Source organism: Streptomyces sp. NPDC052301, from assembly GCF_044593395.1.
Classification (GTDB): Bacteria; Actinomycetota; Actinomycetes; order Streptomycetales; family Streptomycetaceae; genus Streptomyces.
In genome coordinates this window covers 113153-130147 of sequence record NZ_JBIUBE010000011.1, presented here as the reverse complement: position 1 = coordinate 130147, position 16995 = coordinate 113153, and the positions used below count along the sequence as shown (strand labels likewise).

The following is a 16995-nucleotide window of genomic DNA, read 5'->3' as shown; positions in this document are numbered from 1 at the left end:
GGTTCCGGTGTGGACGACGGGAGTGGCACGTGCGGGGGCGAGGGCGTACGGCGTGGGACGCGGTGAAGGCCGTCACCGCCCTGACGGCACTGTGCGCGACCGCCGTCCTGACCACCGGAACCGCCACGGCCGCCGATGCCCGCCCGGGGGCCTACTCCTTCACCCCCGGCGCCCGTACCGTCGAGGGCACGGCAGGCACCGCGGACGCCGCACGGCTGGCCCCCGGCCGCCCCTACCGCAGCTCCCTGCCGAAGAACGGCAAGCTCTACTACCGCCTCCACCTCACCGCCGACGCCACGGCGTACGTCCCCGTCACCGCCGTACCACCGCCGGACACCACGGTCTCCGCCACCGACGGGATCCGCGTGTCGGTCCGCGACGCGCACGGCGCCGCCTGCTCCTACGGCTCCGCCCGCTTCGGCGCAGGGCTCAGCCCGCGCCCGGTCACGGCCCTGGCCCAGCGCGACGCCGGCAAGGCCCTCTGCCAGGGCACGGGCACCTACTACGTCCTGGTCGAACGCCTCGACGCCGAGGGATCCGGCGCCGCCGCATCGACGCGGCCCTGGGACCTCGAGATCATGCCCGTCACCGAACCCGGCCTGGCGCGGACCGGGCCCACGACAGCGCCGCGGAGCTGGGACTCCGCCACGCCCGAGCCGGTCACCGGCGAGTCCCGGAACCGGTCCGGCGGCACCGGCTTCGCCTCGGCACGCCCGCTCGGACCGGGGGTCTGGCGGACGGACCTCGTGCCCGGGCAGACCCAGTTCTACAAGGTGCCGCTCGACTGGGGCCGGCATCTGGAGGCCTCCGTCGGCCTGGACGGCTCGTCCGGGCACGGCTACGTCGGCGGCGCCCTGGCCCTCTCCCTGTACAACCCGGTCCGCGGCGACGTCGACGACGCCTCCCTCGGCTACACCGGCATCCAGAAGTCCGCCGCCCTCGCCCCGCTGCCACCGGTGGAGTACGCCAACCGCTACGCCGTTCCCGCCGGGGTGACCTCCGTACGCTTCGCCGGCGACTACTACCTGGTCCTGCACCTCAGCGAGCGGATGGCCGGCACGTTCGGGCAGGGGCCGTTCCCCGTGACGCTGCGGGTCCGGGTGGACGGGCAGGCGCACGCGGGCCCGGGCTACGCCGGAAGTCCCGTGCCGGGAGACGTCTTCAGGGTCACGGAGCAGGACCGGCAGGCGGCGCTCACCGGAAGCACCGGCGGCCCGGACACCCGGGTGATGAAGCTGGTCGCCGCCGGCGGGATCGGTCTCGGGACCGCGTTGCTGCTGGTGCTCGTCGGGTGGACGGTGGCGGCCCGGCGGACTCAGACCCGGGTCAGCGCCCAGAAACCCACGGCGTAGCAGGCCAGCGCCAGCAGCAGGATCGGGATCACGGCCCTGGCCGGGGGCCCTGCCCGGCGCTTCGCCCGACGCGCCCGCCGCCCGTGCGCGGGCGGTCCGGAAACCCGGGGGGCCGGAGACGGAACCTGCGGGTCGCGAGCCGTGTACGAAGCAGTGGAGGGATCGGCGGGTTCCACGTGCTCGAGGCGATCGACGCCATGGCCCGGCACGGCGGGTGGGAGTGGACCGGCGGTCCAGGGCGCGCCCGGTCGCGGGGAGGCGTACGACTCATGAGGGGAGAGGCGCGAGGGGTGCGCGGGCGCCGAGAAGGACGATGGCGCGAAGGGCGAGGCGTACGGGGCCGGGACCCCCTGCGGGGAGGCTTCCGCGCCTTGGTACGGGCTCCGGGGTGCGGTGCTCGGAGTGCTCTCGGCTGCCTGTTCCGGGCGGTGTTCGCCCTGCTCCTCGGCGCGACGGCGCGCTGGGCGGGGGTACGGCCCGAAGGCCGGCGCCGCCTGGGGAGGCGGGAGCCGGAAGCTGCCCGTGTCCGAGAGGGAGCCGGTGTCCGCCGCGGCGGAGGAGACGTCCGTGCCCTCGGCGCTGTCCCCCGCCCCACCGTCCGCGACACCCTTGCGCACGTCCCCCGTGACCGAGGGCGCGGCAGCCCCCTTCCACACGTCGTGGGCCACCCCGGAGGCCCGCTCGAGAGGACCGTCGGACCCGAACCCTGGTGGCAGCGGACCCAGTTGGTCGAAGATCTCGATCAGCTCGTCGTCCGGGCCGGGCTCCGGCAGGAGTTCCGCGGCGGAGGCGAGCGCCTTGCGCGCCCCGGTGGCGGTGCGGAAGCGGGCCGCCGGATCGGGCTGCAGCAGGGCGGCGACGACCCCCCACAACGGCTCGGGCATCCCCTTGGGCGCGCCCGGCGTGCCGTGCTCCGCGAAGTGCCGTACGAGCGCCTTGGCGTCCGGCTTGGCGCCCTCGAGGAGATACAGGGCGACCAGACCCACGGCGAACAGGTCGGCAGGGAAGTCGGGTTCGGAACCCAGCATCTGCTCGGGGGCGAGATAACCGGGCGTCCCCACCACGAGGTTGGTCTCCGTCAGGCGCGGCTCGCCGAGCCGCATGGCGATGCCGAAGTCCGACAGCCGCAGCCGGGGCCGACCGGTACCGGTGGCCTCGAGGAGCACGTTGGCGGGCTTGATGTCGCGGTGCACCACGCCTTCGGCGTGCACGGCGGCCAGCCCGGACAGAAGCTGGTCGAGCAGGGTGCACACGAACGCCGGCGGCAGCGGGCCGTAGTCGTTGACGAGATGGACCAGCGAGCCACCGCCGACCAGGTCCATCGTGAACAGCACCTGGTCGTCGTCGGCGGCCCAGCTGGCCGGTGCGAGCACATGGGGGTGGTCGATGCGCAGGGCCTGTTCCCGCACGAAGCGCAGAAGTGAGTGGGCGTCACGCTGCTGGAGCACCTTCGCGGCCACATAGCGCCGTCGGCGGTGGTCCCAGGCGCGCCATACGGCGCCCACGCCACCGCGTCCGATCGGGTCGGCCAGTTCGTACCGGCCGGCGAAGACCTCACCCATGACAGCCCGTCGCTCCTCCCCCTAGCCCCCGTGATCCCCCTGTCCCCCCTACCGCGCTCCCCCTAACGTCCCCCCGTTGCCCCGGCCCGGCCCCCGAACCCCCTTCGGTGAACCGGGCCGTGGGATCAGTTCTGGTGGGACTGGTAGTGCGCGACCGCGTCGGAGGTGCGGCCGGCGCCGTACACCCGGAGGAACTCGGCCAGTTCGGGATGGGTCGGAGCCAGGCTCTCCGCGGCGTCGATGATGTCGCCCGCGGCGGCCACCGAGCGCAGCAGGGACTGGATCTCACGGACCACCCGCTTGACCGTGGGCGCCCCCGAGCCGCTCGTGGTCTGGGTGCTGTTGCTGAGCACGGAGCCCCCCTGCGACTTCTTGATCTCGTCCATCCGCTCGGTCGCCTCGGCGGCGCTGACACTGCCGTCCGCGGCCTGCGCCGCCAGCTCCTGCAGCAGCTGCACCCGCTGCACCACAGCGGGATTGCCGATCTTCGCGCGCTGGCCGCTCATCAGCTGCGAGAGCATCGGAGCGGACAGCCCCAGGACCGCCGCGAGACGGGCCTGGTTGAGCCCGAGATCGTCGATCAGCTTACGGAAGAGCGCCCCCAACGGCTCCCCGTACCAGTTCCGCTGCAGCTCCCGCGCTCTCGCGGTGGCTTCCTGCTGTGCGGCGTCCATTGCGTCTCCCCATCGCTTCCCCTGAAAAACCGCGGTTCGCTGTAGCGAACCACGTCGAGCATCTTACGGAGAGTGGTCATCCGCGGGGACCCCCAATCTTTTTGCGGGATACGGGGGGTGACCCGGTACTCTGGTCTGCGACGCCCGCCGGAGCATGATTCGTCCGGCCGGTCGCACCTTCCCGGGGCCTTAGCTCAGTTGGTAGAGCGCCGTCTTTGCATGGCGGATGTCAGGGGTTCGACTCCCCTAGGCTCCACCCCATCAGATCCCCTCTGACCTGCGGTGACGCGGACAGAGGGGGTCTTTGTCATGAGGGGTCACATACGTTCGGGTGCCGCGAACCCGAGCAGGTGCGGCCCGTTGCGCAGCACCAGCCGGCCGGCCTCCGTCAGCGGGCCGGGGCGGGCGAGCCACAGCGCGGCATCGGTCGAGCAGTCACCACGACCCGGGCGACGGGAGCGCTCCACGCGGATGTCCGCGGGCACCTCGGCCGCGATGCGTCCGGACCGGACGGCCGTGTGCACGGCGGCGGAGCGACGGCCGCGAGATCGACTGGATCCATGACGGGACGCCGGCGGGGGCGTGCAGCGCCGAGGACACCGAAGACGTACTGCCGACCGACTGGCGGACGGGCGTGCTGCCCGGGCCGGGCGCGACACGGGAAAGGGGCCGTGGGGCGAGCGCGGCACGGGAAAGGGGCCGTGGGGCGAGCGCGGCACGGGAAAGGGGCCGTGGGGCGAGCGAGCGGCGCTCGCCCGTCCCACAGCCCGTCTCCACCTCGTCGGCGCCGCCCGAACGGACCGGGCCGGGCCGGCTCAGCCCTGGTCGTCGCGGTCCGAGGCCTCGTCCTCCGCCTGCTTCGCCTGGACCTCGGGGTCCAGCACGGAGCCGGTGCCGTCCACGGAACTCAGCCGGCCCGACTCGGGCACCTCCGTCGCGGCGGGCGGTTCGACCAGCCAGTCCGGGTTGGCCTGCTTGTCCCACCACTTCCAGGCCGCGAACGCACCGCCCGCCACCACGGTCAGCAGCGCCAGTGCCTTCACGGCCCGGCCGGCCTTGGACCGACGCCGGCCGGCCCGGGCCAACTTCTGGATCTTCTTCGCCGGGACCTGGCCACGGAGCGCGACCAGGGCGGCGGCACTGCGCGCGGCGGCCTCGTCGGCCACCGGAGCCGCGGCGGCCACGGCCTGCTCGATCTTCGGACGCGAGTACGCGGCGGCCTGTCGGGCGGCCTTACGGGTACGGACGGCGGCCTCATGCGCTGCCTGGTCCATCTTCGGCGGCACATGCGCACGCGCCTGCTCCAGACGCGGGGCGAGCCGGGCGTCGTACTGCACGCGGGCCTGGTCGGCGGCCTGCGACATGACGGGCGCCAGCCGTACGCGTGCCTCCTGCGCGTAATGCGCGGCACGCTCCTTGGCCGTGTCGGCGTAAGGCGCCACCACTTCCGCGGCGTGCAGCACGCTGTCCTTCGCCGAGCCGGTCGCGGCGCGCACGCTGTCGATGCGGGTCACGGGTTCCTCCTCCTCGGTGGCGTACGGTATTTCGACTTTCCACCCTTTTACGGATCATGCCTGTCCGCGCTCCTTGCGGCATGCGAGGACGGGCATATGGGTGCCTATCGCTCTCTTCGGCCGGATTGCGGGCAAGGGGAGCGTGTCGTCGACACTGCCACGAATCGCCGCTCCGCGCTGCCTTCCGGGCCGAACCCGCCGCAACTCGTGGCCGCAGGGCGAAGCGGATGCGGGGCCGTGCGAGGATCGGGGGAGTCACAGGAAGACAACGGAAGGCAGATCGTGGCCGAGCAGCTTTACGCCACCCTGAAGACCAACCACGGCGACATCCAGGTCCGGCTGTTCCCGAACCACGCGCCCGTCACGGTCAAGAACTTCGTCGAGCTGGCCCAGGGCGAGCGGGAGTGGACGCACCCGGAGACCGGCGAGAAGAGCCGGAACCCGCTCTACGACGGCACGATCTTCCACCGTGTCATCAGCGGCTTCATGATCCAGGGCGGTGACCCGCTGGGCAGCGGCATCGGCGGCCCCGGCTACAAGTTCGAGGACGAGTTCCACCCGGACCTGTCCTTCAACAAGCCGTACCTGCTGGCCATGGCCAACGCCGGCCCGGGCACCAACGGCTCGCAGTTCTTCATCACCGTCGCGCCGACCACGTGGCTGAACCGCAAGCACACCATCTTCGGCGAGGTCACCGACCCGGCCAGCCAGAAGGTCATCGACGCCATCGCCGGCGTCCCCACCGGCCGCAACGACCGCCCGCGCGAGGACGTCGTCATCGAGTCGGTCGTCATCGAGAAGCGCGAGGGCTGAGCCCGCCGCACACGGATCCCCACGGGAGCCACGCGGCCCGTACCATCCCGCAGGGAACCAATCGCCCCGCTCGTCCGTAAGGATGGGCGGGGCGGGGTATTGCGGGGGTAGCCCCATGACGAGCAAGGGGATGCGATGGACCAGGCCGCAGGCAGCGCGCAGGACGCCGCCCGCAGCGTGCCCGTGTGCTACCGGCACCCGGACCGCGAGACCGGCGTGCGCTGCACCCGCTGTGAACGCCCCATCTGCCCCGAGTGCATGGTCAGCGCCTCGGTCGGCTTCCAGTGCCCCGACTGCGTCCGCGGCGGCTCCGGCACGGGACACTCCGCGCACGCGTCCCGGCCGCGCACGGTCGCCGGGGGCACGGTGACGGCCGACCCTCGCCTGCTGACCAAGATCCTCATCGGGATCAACATCGCGGTCTTCATCGCCGTCCAGGCCGACAGTTCCCTGGTGGACCACCTGGTCCTGATCGGCCGGTGGCCCCCGAAGCCGTTCACGCCGATCATGGGCGTCGCGGACGGTGAGTGGTACCGCTTCGTGACGTCGATGTTCGCGCACCAGGAGTACTGGCACATCGGCTTCAACATGCTCAGCCTCTGGTGGATCGGCGGCCCGCTGGAAGCGGCCCTGGGCCGGGCCCGGTACCTGGCCGTCTACTTCGTCTCCGGACTGGCCGGCGGGGCGCTGACCTATCTGGTCGCCTCCCCGGCGCAGGCCTCGCTCGGCGCCTCCGGCGCGATCTTCGGCCTCTTCGGCGCCACCGCGGTGCTGATGCGCCGGCTGAACTACGACATGCGGCCGGTCATCGCGCTGCTCGTCATCAATCTCATCTTCACCTTCGGCTTCAGCAACATCGCCTGGGAAGCCCACATCGGTGGTCTGGTCGGCGGTGTCGTCACCGGCTACGCGATGGTCCACGCCCCGCGCGAGAGGCGGGCGCTCGTGCAGTACGGCACCTGTGCCCTGGTGCTGGTCGTGTCCCTGGTCCTCGCCCTGGTCAGGACCGCTCAGCTCACCTGATTCCGAACCGTTGTCCACAGCGTGTGGCGGATCTTGTGCACGCCGTGCGGGAACAGGTGTGCCCCCTGTCGCTCACCTGTGTTTATGCAGGTCAGGCAGGGGGCGTGCCGGTGTCGGAGGCCGGTAGGGCAGTCACACCGGCGTCAACACTCGATGAGTTATCCACAGATCGTAGTCTTTTCCCCAGGGAGGGTGTGGACAATCTCAGGCCTGTGGATAACTCAAACGGCTACTTCCACTGGGTGGAGACACCGAAGCCCGCGGCGATGAAGCCGAAGCCGACGACGATGTTCCAGTTGTCCAGCGCGTCGATGGGCAGCGAGCCGTCGGTCACATAGAAGACGACGATCCAGGCGAGGCCGATGACGAACATGGCCAGCATGACCGGCGCGACCCAGGCACGGCTGTTCAGCTTGATCGCCGTCGCCTGCTTCGCCGGCGGCGGCGTGAAGTCGGCCTTCTTGCGGATACGTGACTTCGGCACGAGGGTCTCTCCTGTCGATGCGCTGCGTGGCCGCGCAGGTAACTGGGTCGGGCTCGGGGCAGCGTACAAGGGGCCAACATGACGACTCTGTGTGCTCCCCCGGGCGTCCGTTAGCGTAGTGCTTCCGCGGCGCAGAAGGAGATAAGGGTACGTTGAGCAATTCTGCCGACTCCCCCGGGACGGGATCAACGGGTTCCGGCTCCGATTCCGGCCGTGGTCCGCGTGTCCGGCCGGTGCGGGTGCTGACGGCGGCGGTCTTCGCCCTCGCCGGTCTGATCTTCTTCACCAGTTTCGACACGGCCAAGGGCACCGACATTCGCCAGGACGGCTCCCTGCTGAAGCTGTCCGACCTGATCCAGCAGCGCAGCCGCAAGAACAAGGACCTGGACGAGTCCAACGCGACCCTGCGGGGCAGCGTGGAGTCCCTCGCCGAGAGCGACGACGGCAGCACCAAGGCCCAGGACCAGAAGCTGAACGGGCTGGAGAAGAGCGCGGGCACCCAGAAGCTGACCGGCAGGGCCATCACCGTCACGCTGAACGACGCCCCGCCCAACGCGACCGCCAAGCTCCCCGGCTACCCCGAGCCGCAGCCCGACTACCTGGTCATCCACCAGCAGGACCTGCAGGCGGTGGTGAACGCCCTGTGGAAGGGCGGCGCCCAGGGCATCAAGGTCATGGACCAGCGGCTGATCTCCACCAGTGCGGTGCGCTGCGTCGGCAACACGCTGATCCTGCAGGGCCGCGTCTACTCACCGCCGTACAAGATCACGGCCGTCGGGGACCCGGACAGGCTGCAGCAGGCGCTGGCCGCGAGCAAGGCGATCCAGACGTACATGGTGTACGTGAACGTGTACGGCCTCGGCTGGAAAGTCACCGACGACGGGACGGTGACTCTTCCCGCCTACTCGGGCACAGTGGATCTGCACTACGCCAAGCCCGTGCAGTAGCCAGCCGTCCGTCGCGGAGGCGCCGGTGCGCGTGATCGTCCGGACCGTCAGCGAGCTGTGCATCACCGTCGGCACCCTGATCGTGCTGTTCGTCGCCTATGTGCTGTTCTGGACGGGCGTGCGGGCCGACGGTGCCATGAGCGACCAGATCGACCAGCTGCACCGGCAGTGGTCGAAGGGGAGCATGCAGCCGTCCGCCGACGCCCCGGGCGGGAAGACGGTGACCGTGACGGACCCGGCGCCGTACCACTACGGCAGGCCCTTCGCGATCATGTACATCCCGCGGCTCGGTTTCACGTGGAACAAGCCGGTGCTCGAGGGCACCGGCCGGGACGTGCTGGCGAAGGGACTCGCCCACTACCGGGGGACCGCCCGGCTCGGTCAGGAGGGCAACTTCGCGGTCGCCGGGCACCGGCGCACCTACGGCGACCCGTTCAAGGACTTCCCGGAGCTGCGCTCGGGGGACGCGGTGGTGCTCACGGACGGAACCACCTGGTTCACGTATCGGATCGACAAAGGGCCATACAAAACAGTTCCGACGGACGTTGAGGTGATCGACCCTGTGCCACGTAAGTCCGGGTACACCCGACCGGGGCGGTATCTGACGCTGACCACGTGCGATCCGGAATGGGGGCACAGCCACCGGCTGATCGTCTGGGCGCACCTGGACGCCACACAGCCTGTGGAGGAAGGCCAACCGGAGGCGCTGCGCCGTTAGTCTGGTGCCGTACGGCGTGGGGTTACCGGTGCCGTGGCGAATCGGAAGGGACGGCATGTACGGCTGGATCTGGCGGCATCTGCCGGGGAACGCGTGGGTCAAGGCGCTCGTCTCGCTCGTCCTGGTCCTGGCCGTGGTCTACGTCCTCTTCCAGTACGTCTTCCCGTGGGCGGAGCCGCTGCTGCCCTTCAATGATGTGACGGTGGACAACCAGTGAGTGCGCGGATTCTCGTCGTCGACAACTACGACAGCTTCGTCTTCAACCTCGTCCAGTACCTGTACCAGCTGGGTGCCGAGTGCGAGGTGCTGCGCAATGACGAGGTCTCGACCTCGCACGCCCAGGACGGCTTCGACGGTGTGCTGCTCTCGCCCGGGCCGGGGACGCCGGAAGAGGCGGGCGTGTGCGTGGACATGGTCCGGCACTGCGCCTCGACGGGGGTGCCGGTGTTCGGAGTGTGCCTCGGCATGCAGTCGATGCAGGTGGCGTACGGCGGCGTGGTCGACCGGGCGCCCGAGCTGCTGCACGGCAAGACCTCGCTGGTCGAGCACGAGGGCGCGGGCGTCTTCGCCGGGCTGCCCTCTCCGTTCACCGCGACCCGCTACCACTCCCTGGCGGCCGAGCCGGCCACCGTGCCGGCGGAGCTGGAGGTCACGGCCCGCACCCGGGACGGCATCATCATGGGGCTGAGACACCGTGAACTCCCGGTGGAGGGCGTGCAGTTCCATCCCGAGTCGGTGCTGACCGAGCACGGGCACCGGATGCTGGCCAACTGGCTGGTGGAGTGCGGCGACCAGGGTGCCGTGGCGAGGTCGGCGGGGCTGGCCCCGGTGGTGGGCAGGGCCACGGCGTGACCGCGCTGCGCCCGGAGCGCGAGACCGATGCCTCGTACGGGGATCAGTCGTACGAGGCTTCCGGTGCGCTTGGGGACTGGAGTGCGGCGGGGGCGGCGGCGCAGGAGCCGTACCGGCCGCCGCTGGACGACGAGACGATGGCGCTGCGGGTACCGGGCGCCGTGCCGGGCCCGGCGGGCGAGCCGCTGCTCGCCCCGGGCCTCTCCGCGGCCTCAGGGGCCTCTTCCGCCTCCTCGGCCACGGGAACCACGTCGGGTGGCCGAGCGGCCCGGAGGAAGGCCGCCAAGCGGCGTGGTGGGCGTCATGGCGGCCATCGGGGGCAGGCACCTCCTGGCGCGCCGCAGTCAGGCCGGCCGCTTTCGCGGGTGGAGGCCCGGCGGCAGGCGCGGCTGCGCAGGCCCAGCCCGGCGGTCCTCGTGAGCCGGGCGATCGGTGAGGTGTTCATCACCACCGGTGTGCTGATGCTGCTGTTCGTCACCTACCAGCTGTGGTGGACGAACGTCCGGGCGCACGCGCAGGCGGGCAGTGAGACGCATCAGCTGCAGGACGACTGGGCCAGCGGCAAGCGCAATCCGGGTGTCTTCGCGCCGGGGCAGGGTTTCGCCATCCTGCACATCCCGAAGCTGGACGTGGTGGCGCCGATCGCGGAGGGCGTCAGCAACAAGAAGGTGCTCGACAAGGGCATGGTCGGGCATTACGGCGAGGGTGCGCTGAAGACGGCGATGCCCGACGCCAAGACGGGGAACTTCGGTCTCGCGGCGCACCGGAACACACACGGTGAGCCGTTCCGGTACATCAACAGGCTCAGGCCGGGCGACGCGGTCGTGGTCGAGACGCAGGACACGTACTTCGTGTACAAGGTGGCCTCGACGCTGCCGGTGACGCCGCCGTCGAACACGAGCGTGCTGAATCCCGTCCCGCCGGGCTCGGGCTTCACCGAACCGGGCCGGTACATCACCCTCACCACCTGTACGCCGGAGTTCACCAGTAAGTACCGGCTGATCGTCTGGGGCAAGATGGTCGAGGAACGCCCGCGCAGCAAGGGCAAACCGGACGCGCTCATCGAGTAGGGCTCATCGAGTAAGGCAGAGGAAACTGTGGCAGCGACCGCCGACGAGACCGAAGAACACACGGACGCGTCCGGCCCGGCGCCCACCGCGCGGCGGTGGCCCGGCCGGATCGCGACGGCGGTCAGCGTCATCGGCGAACTCCTCATCACGGCGGGGCTGTTGCTCGCGCTGTTCGTCGTCTACTCCCTGTGGTGGACGAACGTGATAGCGGACCGCAAGGCGGACAAACGGGCCGACAGGGTCCGCGAACACTGGGCGCAGGCCGAGGATTCCGGTCCGGGTGCGCTGAACACCAAGGACGGCATCGGCTTTCTGCATGTGCCGGCGATGAAGAACGGCGAGGTGCTGGTCGAGAAGGGCACCGGCACGGACGTCCTGAACGACGGTGTGGCCGGCTACTACACGGACCCGGTCAAGGCGACCCTCCCCATGACCGGCACGACCGGCAACTTCACCCTCGCCGCCCACCGGGACGGCCACGGCGCCAAGTTCCACAACATCGACAAGCTGAAGGACGGCGACCCGATCGTCTTCGAGACGCGGGACAAGTGGTACGTCTACAAGGTGTACTCGATCCTTCCCGAGACCTCGAAGTACAACGTCAAGGTCGTCGACCGGATCCCCAAGGAGTCCGGCAGGAAGAAGCCGGGCCACTACATCACGCTGACGACCTGCACCCCGGTGTACACCTCGGAGTACCGGTACGTGGTCTGGGGCGAGCTGGTCCGGGTGCAGAAGGTCGACAGCAAGCGGACGCCTCCGGCGGAGCTGCGGTGAGTCCGTAGCTGCTCCAGGGCGAGACGAGTGGGCCCCTGCCGGAACTTTCCGGCAGGGGCCCACTCGTGGGTGCGGGGTGTCAGCCGTTCACCCCGCCGAAGAGGTTGGTGCCTCCGTTGTCGTTGTTCCCGTTGCCGCCCGGGCCACCGCCGATGGTGGTCAGGTTGACCGAGGAGCCCTGCTGGACCGGGGTGCCCTGGCCGGGGTCGGAGGAGAAGACGATCGCGTTGTCGTCCTGCGAGCCCTGGATGTTGCCGACCTGCAGGCCCGCCTGCTGCAGCAGCTGCTTGGCGTCCTTGAGCTTCTGTCCCTGGATGTTCGGGACCGGGACCTGCTGCTGTTGCTGGAACTTGCCGACGCTGAGCGCGACGGGCGTGTTCTTCGACACCTGCTGGCCCGGCTGCGGGTTGACCGCGGTGACCTTGCCGTCCTGGGCCTGGTCGTTGGTCGGGGTGTCGTTGCAGGTCGGGGCCAGGCCCGCCTGCTGCAGCTCGGCCTTGGCGTCGTCGCAGGACTTGCCGACGAGGTCGTCGGGGATGGTGATCTTTTCCTCGGCCTTGGCGACGGTGAGGGTGACCTTGGAGCCCTTCTCGACCTCCGTACCGAGATCGGGGTCCGACCTGAGGACTGTGCCTGCCGGCTGCGTGGAGACCTCGTTCTTCCGGACGACCACGAAGTTGTACTTGTCGCCCTCGAGCGTCGCCTTTGCGTCGTCGAAGTTCTTTCCGACGACGTTCGGTACCGCAACCTTCGGCGCACCCGTCGACACCGTCAGGTGGACCGTCGTGCCCTTCTTCACTTCCGTCTTGGCCTGCGGGTCCTGGTCGCAGACGTTGCCCTTGGACTGGCTGGCGCAGCGTTTCCTGGTGACCGACACCTTCAGGTCGACGTTGCCGGCCGAGGTCTTGGCCGACGCCAGCGTTTCGCCGACGAAGTTCGGCACCTCCACCTTGCCGTCGCCCGCGTTGTGACCGCTGAACGCGTACTTGCCGATCAGGATCGCGCCGATCAGGACCAGGACGCCCGCGACGACCAGGAGGATCGTGGAGGTGTTGGACTTCTGCTGGCGGCGGCGGTCGGGGCGGTCGTCGTAGCCGTAGCCGCCCTCGTCCGGGTTCATCGGCGGGAGCATGGTGGTCGCGCCCGCGTCCTGCCGCAGGGCGGTGGTCTGCTGGTCGTCCGGGTAGCCGCCGTAGCCGACCGCGCCCAGCGCGGCCGTGGCTCCGACCGGCTGGCCGTCCAGGCACGCCTCGATGTCGGCGCGCATCTCGTCGGCGGACTGGTAACGGTAGTTCGGATCCTTGACCAGCGCCTTCAGGACGATCGCGTCCATCTCGGGCGTGATCTCCGGGTCGAAGACCGACGGCGGCTGGGGCTCCTCGCGGACGTGCTGGTAGGCCACCGCGACCGGGGAGTCGCCCACGAAGGGCGGCCGGACCGTCAGCAGCTCGTACAGCAGGCAGCCGGTGGAGTAGAGGTCCGAGCGCGCGTCGACCTGCTCGCCCTTGGCCTGCTCCGGGGAGAGGTACTGGGCGGTGCCGATGACCGCGGCGGTCTGCGTCATCGTCATGCCGGCGTCACCCATCGCACGGGCGATGCCGAAGTCCATCACCTTGACCTGGCCGTTGCGCGTCAGCATGACGTTGGCCGGCTTGATGTCGCGGTGGACGATGCCGCTGCGGTGGGCGTACTCCAGGCCCTGCAGGATGCCGACGGTCATCTCCATCGCGCGCTCCGGCAGGAGCTTGCGGCCGGAGTGAAGAAGCTCACGGAGCGTGGAGCCGTCGACGTACTCCATGACGATGTACGGGATCGAGACCCCGTCGATGTAGTCCTCGCCCGTGTCGTAGACCGCGACGATCGCGGGATGGTTGAGCGAGGCGGCCGACTGGGCCTCCCGGCGGAAGCGGGCCTGGAAGGACGGGTCACGCGCGAGGTCCGCGCGCAGCGTCTTCACCGCCACGGTGCGGCCGAGCCGGGTGTCATGCGCGAGGTAGACCTCCGCCATGCCACCACGGCCGAGCACCTGGCCCAGCTCGTACCGGCCGCCGAGGCGACGCGGCTCTTCCATAGCTACCTACCAGCCCTCTCCGTCGGTCTCGGCCGTCACGTCGATGTGCGTCCGAGGCTGCCGTCCGGGCCTACGGTACCCGGCTCGCTTTGTATGACCTGGCCAAGCCCGGAACCCGATACAGGACCGGTATCGCAACGTGCATCGATGTGAAGAGGATGTGAGGGGGCTCACTTCAGGGAAGCGGTGGTCTCACGTCCGTGGCCGGCCGACTCACTTCTTGGACTTGATGACCGCCTCCATGACGTTCTTCGCGATCGGCGCGGCCAGGCCGCCGCCGGAGATGTCGTCGCGGTTGGCGCCCTCGTCCTCGATCACCACGGCGACCGCGACCGGCGAGCTGCCGTCGGGAAGCTTGGCGTAGGAGATGAACCACGCGTACGGGTTGGCGCTGTTCGCCACACCGTGCTGCGCGGTACCGGTCTTGCCGCCGACGGTGACGCCGGGGATCTGCGCCCTCGTGCCGGTGCCCTTCTCGACGACCGTCTTCATCATCTCCTGGAGCACCTGCGCGTTGGCCGGGGACAGCGGCCGGCTCATCTCCTTCGGCTTGGTCTTCTCGACCGGGTCGAGGTTGGAGGACTGCAGCGTGTCGACCATGTACGGCTTCATCAGCTTGCCGTCGTTGGCGACGGCCGAGGCGACCATGGCCATCTGCAGCGGGGTCGCGGCGGTGTCGAACTGGCCGATCGAGCTGAGCGCCGTCTGCGCGCGGTCCATGTCCTTGGGGAAGACGGAGGCGTTCGACCGGACGGGCGTGAACTGCTCGGAGTTGAAGCCGAACTTCTCGGCTTCGTCCAGCATCTTGTCCTTGCCGAGCTGGGCACCGATGTGACCGAAGACCGTGTTGCAGGAGATGCGCAGCGCCTCCCGCAGGGACACGTTCTTGCACTGGATGCTGCCCTCGTTCTTCAGCTCGGTCGAGGTGCCCGGCAGGGTGTACGGCTGCGGGGAGTCGGTGCCCTGGTCCGCCGAGGAGTACAGGCCGTTCTCCAGTGCCGCCGCGGTGGTGACCACCTTGAAGGTGGAGCCCGGCGGGTAGGTCTCGCGCAGCGCCCGGTTCAGCATCGGGTCGGCCGGGTTGTTCTTCTTCTGGAGACCGTTCCAGGCCTTTGCGTCGGCGTTCGTGTTGCCCGCGAAGGACGAGGGGTCGTACGACGGGTAGGAGGCCAGGGCCAGGATCTTGCCGGTGGACGGGTCGAGGGCGACGACCGCGCCCTTGCCGCCCTGGGACTTCAGGCCGCTGTACGCCGCCTTCTGCGCGGCCGCGTTCAGCGTGGTGACGACGTTGCCGCCCTGCTTCGGCTTGCCCGTGATCATGTCGAGGGTGTTGCGGAAGAAGAGCCGGTCGTCGTTGCCGGTGAGGATGCCGTCGTTGAGCTTCTCCAGCTGGCTGCCGTCGAAGGCCTGTGAGGAGTACCCGGTGACGGGGGCCCACATGGGCCCGTTCTTGTACGTGCGCTTGTACTTGAAGTCACCGCTCTTGGAATCGGCGGACCCGGTTATCGGTTCGCCGTCCACGACGATGTCGCCGCGCGGGTGGGCGTAGCGCTCGATGGCGACCCGGCGGTTGTCCTTCTCGCTCGCGAGCTGGTCGGCCTTGAGGTACTGGAGGTAGTTGTCGCGGATCAGCAGGGCCAGGACGAGCAGGCCGCAGAAGATCGCGATCCGGCGCAGGGGCTTGTTCATGACGGGCGGACCACCTGGGTCATCTCGGCGTCGGGGTTGGTCGCGGGGGTGGGCGCCGGGCGGCGGGCGGTGTCGCTGATGCGGATGAGGATGGCGATCAGCGCCCAGTTGGCCAGCACGGAGGAACCACCGGAGGCCAGGAACGGCATGGTCATACCCGTCAGCGGGATGAGACCCATCACACCGCCGGCCACGACGAACACCTGCAGTGCGAAGGCGCCGGACAGGCCGACGGCGAGCAGCTTGCCGAACGGGTCGCGGGCGGCGAGGGCGGTGCGCACGCCGCGCTCCACGATCAGGCCGTAGATCAGCAGGATCGCCATGATGCCCGCGAGACCCAGCTCCTCGCCGAAGGTCGCCAGGACGAAGTCGGAGTTCGCGGCGAACTTGATCAGGTCGGAGTGGCCCTGGCCCCAGCCGGTGCCCAGGGTGCCGCCGGAGCCGAACGCCCACAGGGACTGCTGGAGCTGGTCGGAGTGGAGGATGCCGTCGTGGGTGACCTGGCGGCTGAGCTGGTACTCGCGCATCGGGTTGAGCCAGGCGTGGACACGCGTCTGGATGTGCGGCTCGAAGCTCGCCACGCCGACCGCGCCCACCGCGGACATCAGCAGACCGAAGACGATCCAGCTGGTCCGCTCGGTGGCGACGTACAGCATGATCACGAACATGCCGAAGAACAGCAGCGACGTACCGAGGTCGGTCTCGAAGACGAGGATGAGGATCGAGATCGCCCAGACGACCAGGATGGGGCCGAGGTCACGGCCGCGCGGCAGGTAGAGGCCCATGAAGCGGCGACTGGCGAGGGCCAGGGCGTCGCGCTTGACCATCAGATAGCCGGCGAAGAAGATCGCGAGGACGATCTTCGCGAACTCACCGGGCTGGAGCGAGCCCAGGCCGGGGATGCGGATCCAGATCTTCGCGCCGTAGATGTTGGCGCCGAGGCCCGGCACCAGCGGCAGGATCAGCAGCACCAGCGCGCCGAACATCGAGATGTAGGTGTAGCGCTGCAGGACGCGGTGGTCCTTCAGGAAGATCAGCACCACGGCGAACACGGCGATGGCCAGTGCGGTGTACAGCAGCTGGCGGGGCGCGGCCGGGGCGAAGTGGGGCAGCGACTGCAGCAGCTTGGACTGGTCCAGCCGCCAGATGACGACGAGCCCGAGTCCGTTGAGCAGCGTGGCCAGCGGCAGCAGCAGCGGGTCGGCGTACGGGGCGAACTTCCGTACGGCGAGGTGGGCGACGCCCGCCAGCAGACCGAGGCCGAGGCCGTACTCCAGCAGTCCGGCGGGCACGCTGCCGTTGATGGCCAGGCCCACGTTGGCGTAGGCGAACACCGGGACGGCCACGGCGAAGACCAGCAGGGCCAGCTCGGTGTTGCGGCGGCTCGGGGCGCCGATCGCGCCGATGGTGGACGTGTGGTGCGTCGGCGAGTTTGTCGTACTGCTCATG

The 16995-nt window shown here is 69.9% G+C and carries 17 protein-coding genes and 1 tRNA gene; 10 read left to right on the top strand and 8 right to left on the bottom strand.

The annotated features are described in order from the left end of the window. Positions 1-29 precede the first annotated feature (29 nt). Positions 30-1352 carry a hypothetical protein gene (locus tag ACIHEJ_RS28485; RefSeq protein ID WP_400139731.1) on the top strand — a complete coding sequence of 441 codons (1323 nt, stop codon included), beginning with the start codon at positions 30-32 and terminating at the stop codon, positions 1350-1352. Here ACIHEJ_RS28485 and ACIHEJ_RS28480 read toward each other — a convergent pair. Both ACIHEJ_RS28480 and ACIHEJ_RS28475 read right to left on the bottom strand, forming a co-directional pair. Next, a complete protein-coding gene (locus ACIHEJ_RS28480) occupies positions 1316-2914 on the bottom strand; it encodes a protein kinase (RefSeq protein ID WP_400139729.1) in 1599 nt (532 codons plus the stop codon). The two genes, ACIHEJ_RS28485 and ACIHEJ_RS28480, sit on opposite strands and share 37 nt — an antisense overlap. Before the next feature lie 125 nt (positions 2915-3039). After that, entirely contained in the window at positions 3040-3588 is a 549-nt protein-coding gene (locus ACIHEJ_RS28475; protein WP_400139727.1) for a helix-turn-helix domain-containing protein, read from the bottom strand. 183 nt (positions 3589-3771) lie between these two features. On the opposite strand from ACIHEJ_RS28475, the gene ACIHEJ_RS28470 reads away from it, so the two are divergent. Then, positions 3772-3844: transfer RNA gene (locus ACIHEJ_RS28470), tRNA-Ala, on the top strand. 61 nt (positions 3845-3905) lie between these two features. Here the strand turns inward: ACIHEJ_RS28470 and ACIHEJ_RS28465 are convergent. Continuing rightward, on the bottom strand, positions 3906-4112 hold the full coding sequence (locus ACIHEJ_RS28465; RefSeq protein WP_400139725.1) for a hypothetical protein: 207 nt from the start codon (positions 4110-4112) through the stop codon (positions 3906-3908). 291 nt (positions 4113-4403) lie between these two features. Then, a complete protein-coding gene (locus tag ACIHEJ_RS28460) occupies positions 4404-5102 on the bottom strand; it encodes a DUF5324 family protein (protein WP_400139723.1) in 699 nt (232 codons plus the stop codon). A gap of 282 nt (positions 5103-5384) precedes the next feature. Between ACIHEJ_RS28460 and ACIHEJ_RS28455 the strand changes: the two genes are divergently transcribed. Together ACIHEJ_RS28455 and ACIHEJ_RS28450 are read left to right on the top strand one after the other, a co-directional pair. Continuing rightward, positions 5385-5915, top strand: coding sequence for a peptidylprolyl isomerase (locus tag ACIHEJ_RS28455; RefSeq protein WP_400139721.1), 531 nt, complete (start codon positions 5385-5387; stop codon positions 5913-5915). Between the two features lie 135 nt (positions 5916-6050). Beyond that, a complete protein-coding gene (locus tag ACIHEJ_RS28450; protein WP_400139719.1) occupies positions 6051-6938 on the top strand; it encodes a rhomboid family intramembrane serine protease in 888 nt (295 codons plus the stop codon). Positions 6939-7167: 229 nt separating this feature from the next. Here ACIHEJ_RS28450 and crgA read toward each other — a convergent pair whose 3' ends face one another. Beyond that, entirely contained in the window at positions 7168-7422 is a 255-nt protein-coding gene (gene crgA / locus ACIHEJ_RS28445) for a cell division protein CrgA (protein ID WP_366010356.1), read from the bottom strand. Between the two features lie 152 nt (positions 7423-7574). Here crgA and ACIHEJ_RS28440 point away from each other — a divergent pair, with 152 nt between their 5' ends. Genes ACIHEJ_RS28440 through ACIHEJ_RS28415 form a run of 6 tightly spaced genes read left to right on the top strand, consistent with a single transcriptional unit; the run spans position 7575 to position 11786 of the window. Beyond that, positions 7575-8369 carry a DUF881 domain-containing protein gene (locus tag ACIHEJ_RS28440; protein WP_400139717.1) on the top strand — a complete coding sequence of 265 codons (795 nt, stop codon included), beginning with the start codon at positions 7575-7577 and terminating at the stop codon, positions 8367-8369. Positions 8370-8394: 25 nt separating this feature from the next. Beyond that, positions 8395-9087, top strand: coding sequence for a class E sortase (locus tag ACIHEJ_RS28435; protein WP_400139715.1), 693 nt, complete (start codon positions 8395-8397; stop codon positions 9085-9087). A 55-nt stretch (positions 9088-9142) separates the two neighbouring features. After that, a complete protein-coding gene (locus ACIHEJ_RS28430) occupies positions 9143-9304 on the top strand; it encodes a hypothetical protein (RefSeq protein WP_190016099.1) in 162 nt (53 codons plus the stop codon). After that, on the top strand, positions 9301-9939 hold the full coding sequence (locus ACIHEJ_RS28425; RefSeq protein WP_400139713.1) for an aminodeoxychorismate/anthranilate synthase component II: 639 nt from the start codon (positions 9301-9303) through the stop codon (positions 9937-9939). The genes ACIHEJ_RS28430 and ACIHEJ_RS28425 overlap by 4 nt, the downstream gene beginning before the upstream one ends. After that, positions 9936-11009, top strand: coding sequence for a class E sortase (locus ACIHEJ_RS28420; protein WP_400139711.1), 1074 nt, complete (start codon positions 9936-9938; stop codon positions 11007-11009). The genes ACIHEJ_RS28425 and ACIHEJ_RS28420 overlap by 4 nt, the downstream gene beginning before the upstream one ends. A 27-nt stretch (positions 11010-11036) precedes the next feature. After that, the gene (locus ACIHEJ_RS28415) at positions 11037-11786 is read left to right on the top strand and encodes a class E sortase (protein ID WP_400139710.1); all 750 of its coding nucleotides are present in this window, start codon (positions 11037-11039) and stop codon (positions 11784-11786) included. 79 nt (positions 11787-11865) lie between these two features. On the opposite strand, the gene pknB is transcribed toward ACIHEJ_RS28415, so the two are convergent. The 3 genes from pknB to ACIHEJ_RS28400 form a co-directional block, all read right to left on the bottom strand. Beyond that, complete coding sequence (gene pknB / locus ACIHEJ_RS28410; RefSeq protein WP_400139708.1) at positions 11866-13857, bottom strand: Stk1 family PASTA domain-containing Ser/Thr kinase; 1992 nt, start codon at positions 13855-13857, stop codon at positions 11866-11868. Between the two features lie 213 nt (positions 13858-14070). Next, positions 14071-15546, bottom strand: a complete 1476-nt coding sequence (locus ACIHEJ_RS28405; RefSeq protein WP_400139706.1) for a peptidoglycan D,D-transpeptidase FtsI family protein — start codon at positions 15544-15546, stop codon at positions 14071-14073. Beyond that, the gene (locus tag ACIHEJ_RS28400; RefSeq protein ID WP_400139704.1) at positions 15543-16994 is read right to left on the bottom strand and encodes an FtsW/RodA/SpoVE family cell cycle protein; all 1452 of its coding nucleotides are present in this window, start codon (positions 16992-16994) and stop codon (positions 15543-15545) included. The genes ACIHEJ_RS28405 and ACIHEJ_RS28400 overlap by 4 nt, the downstream gene beginning before the upstream one ends. Position 16995 lies beyond the last annotated feature (1 nt).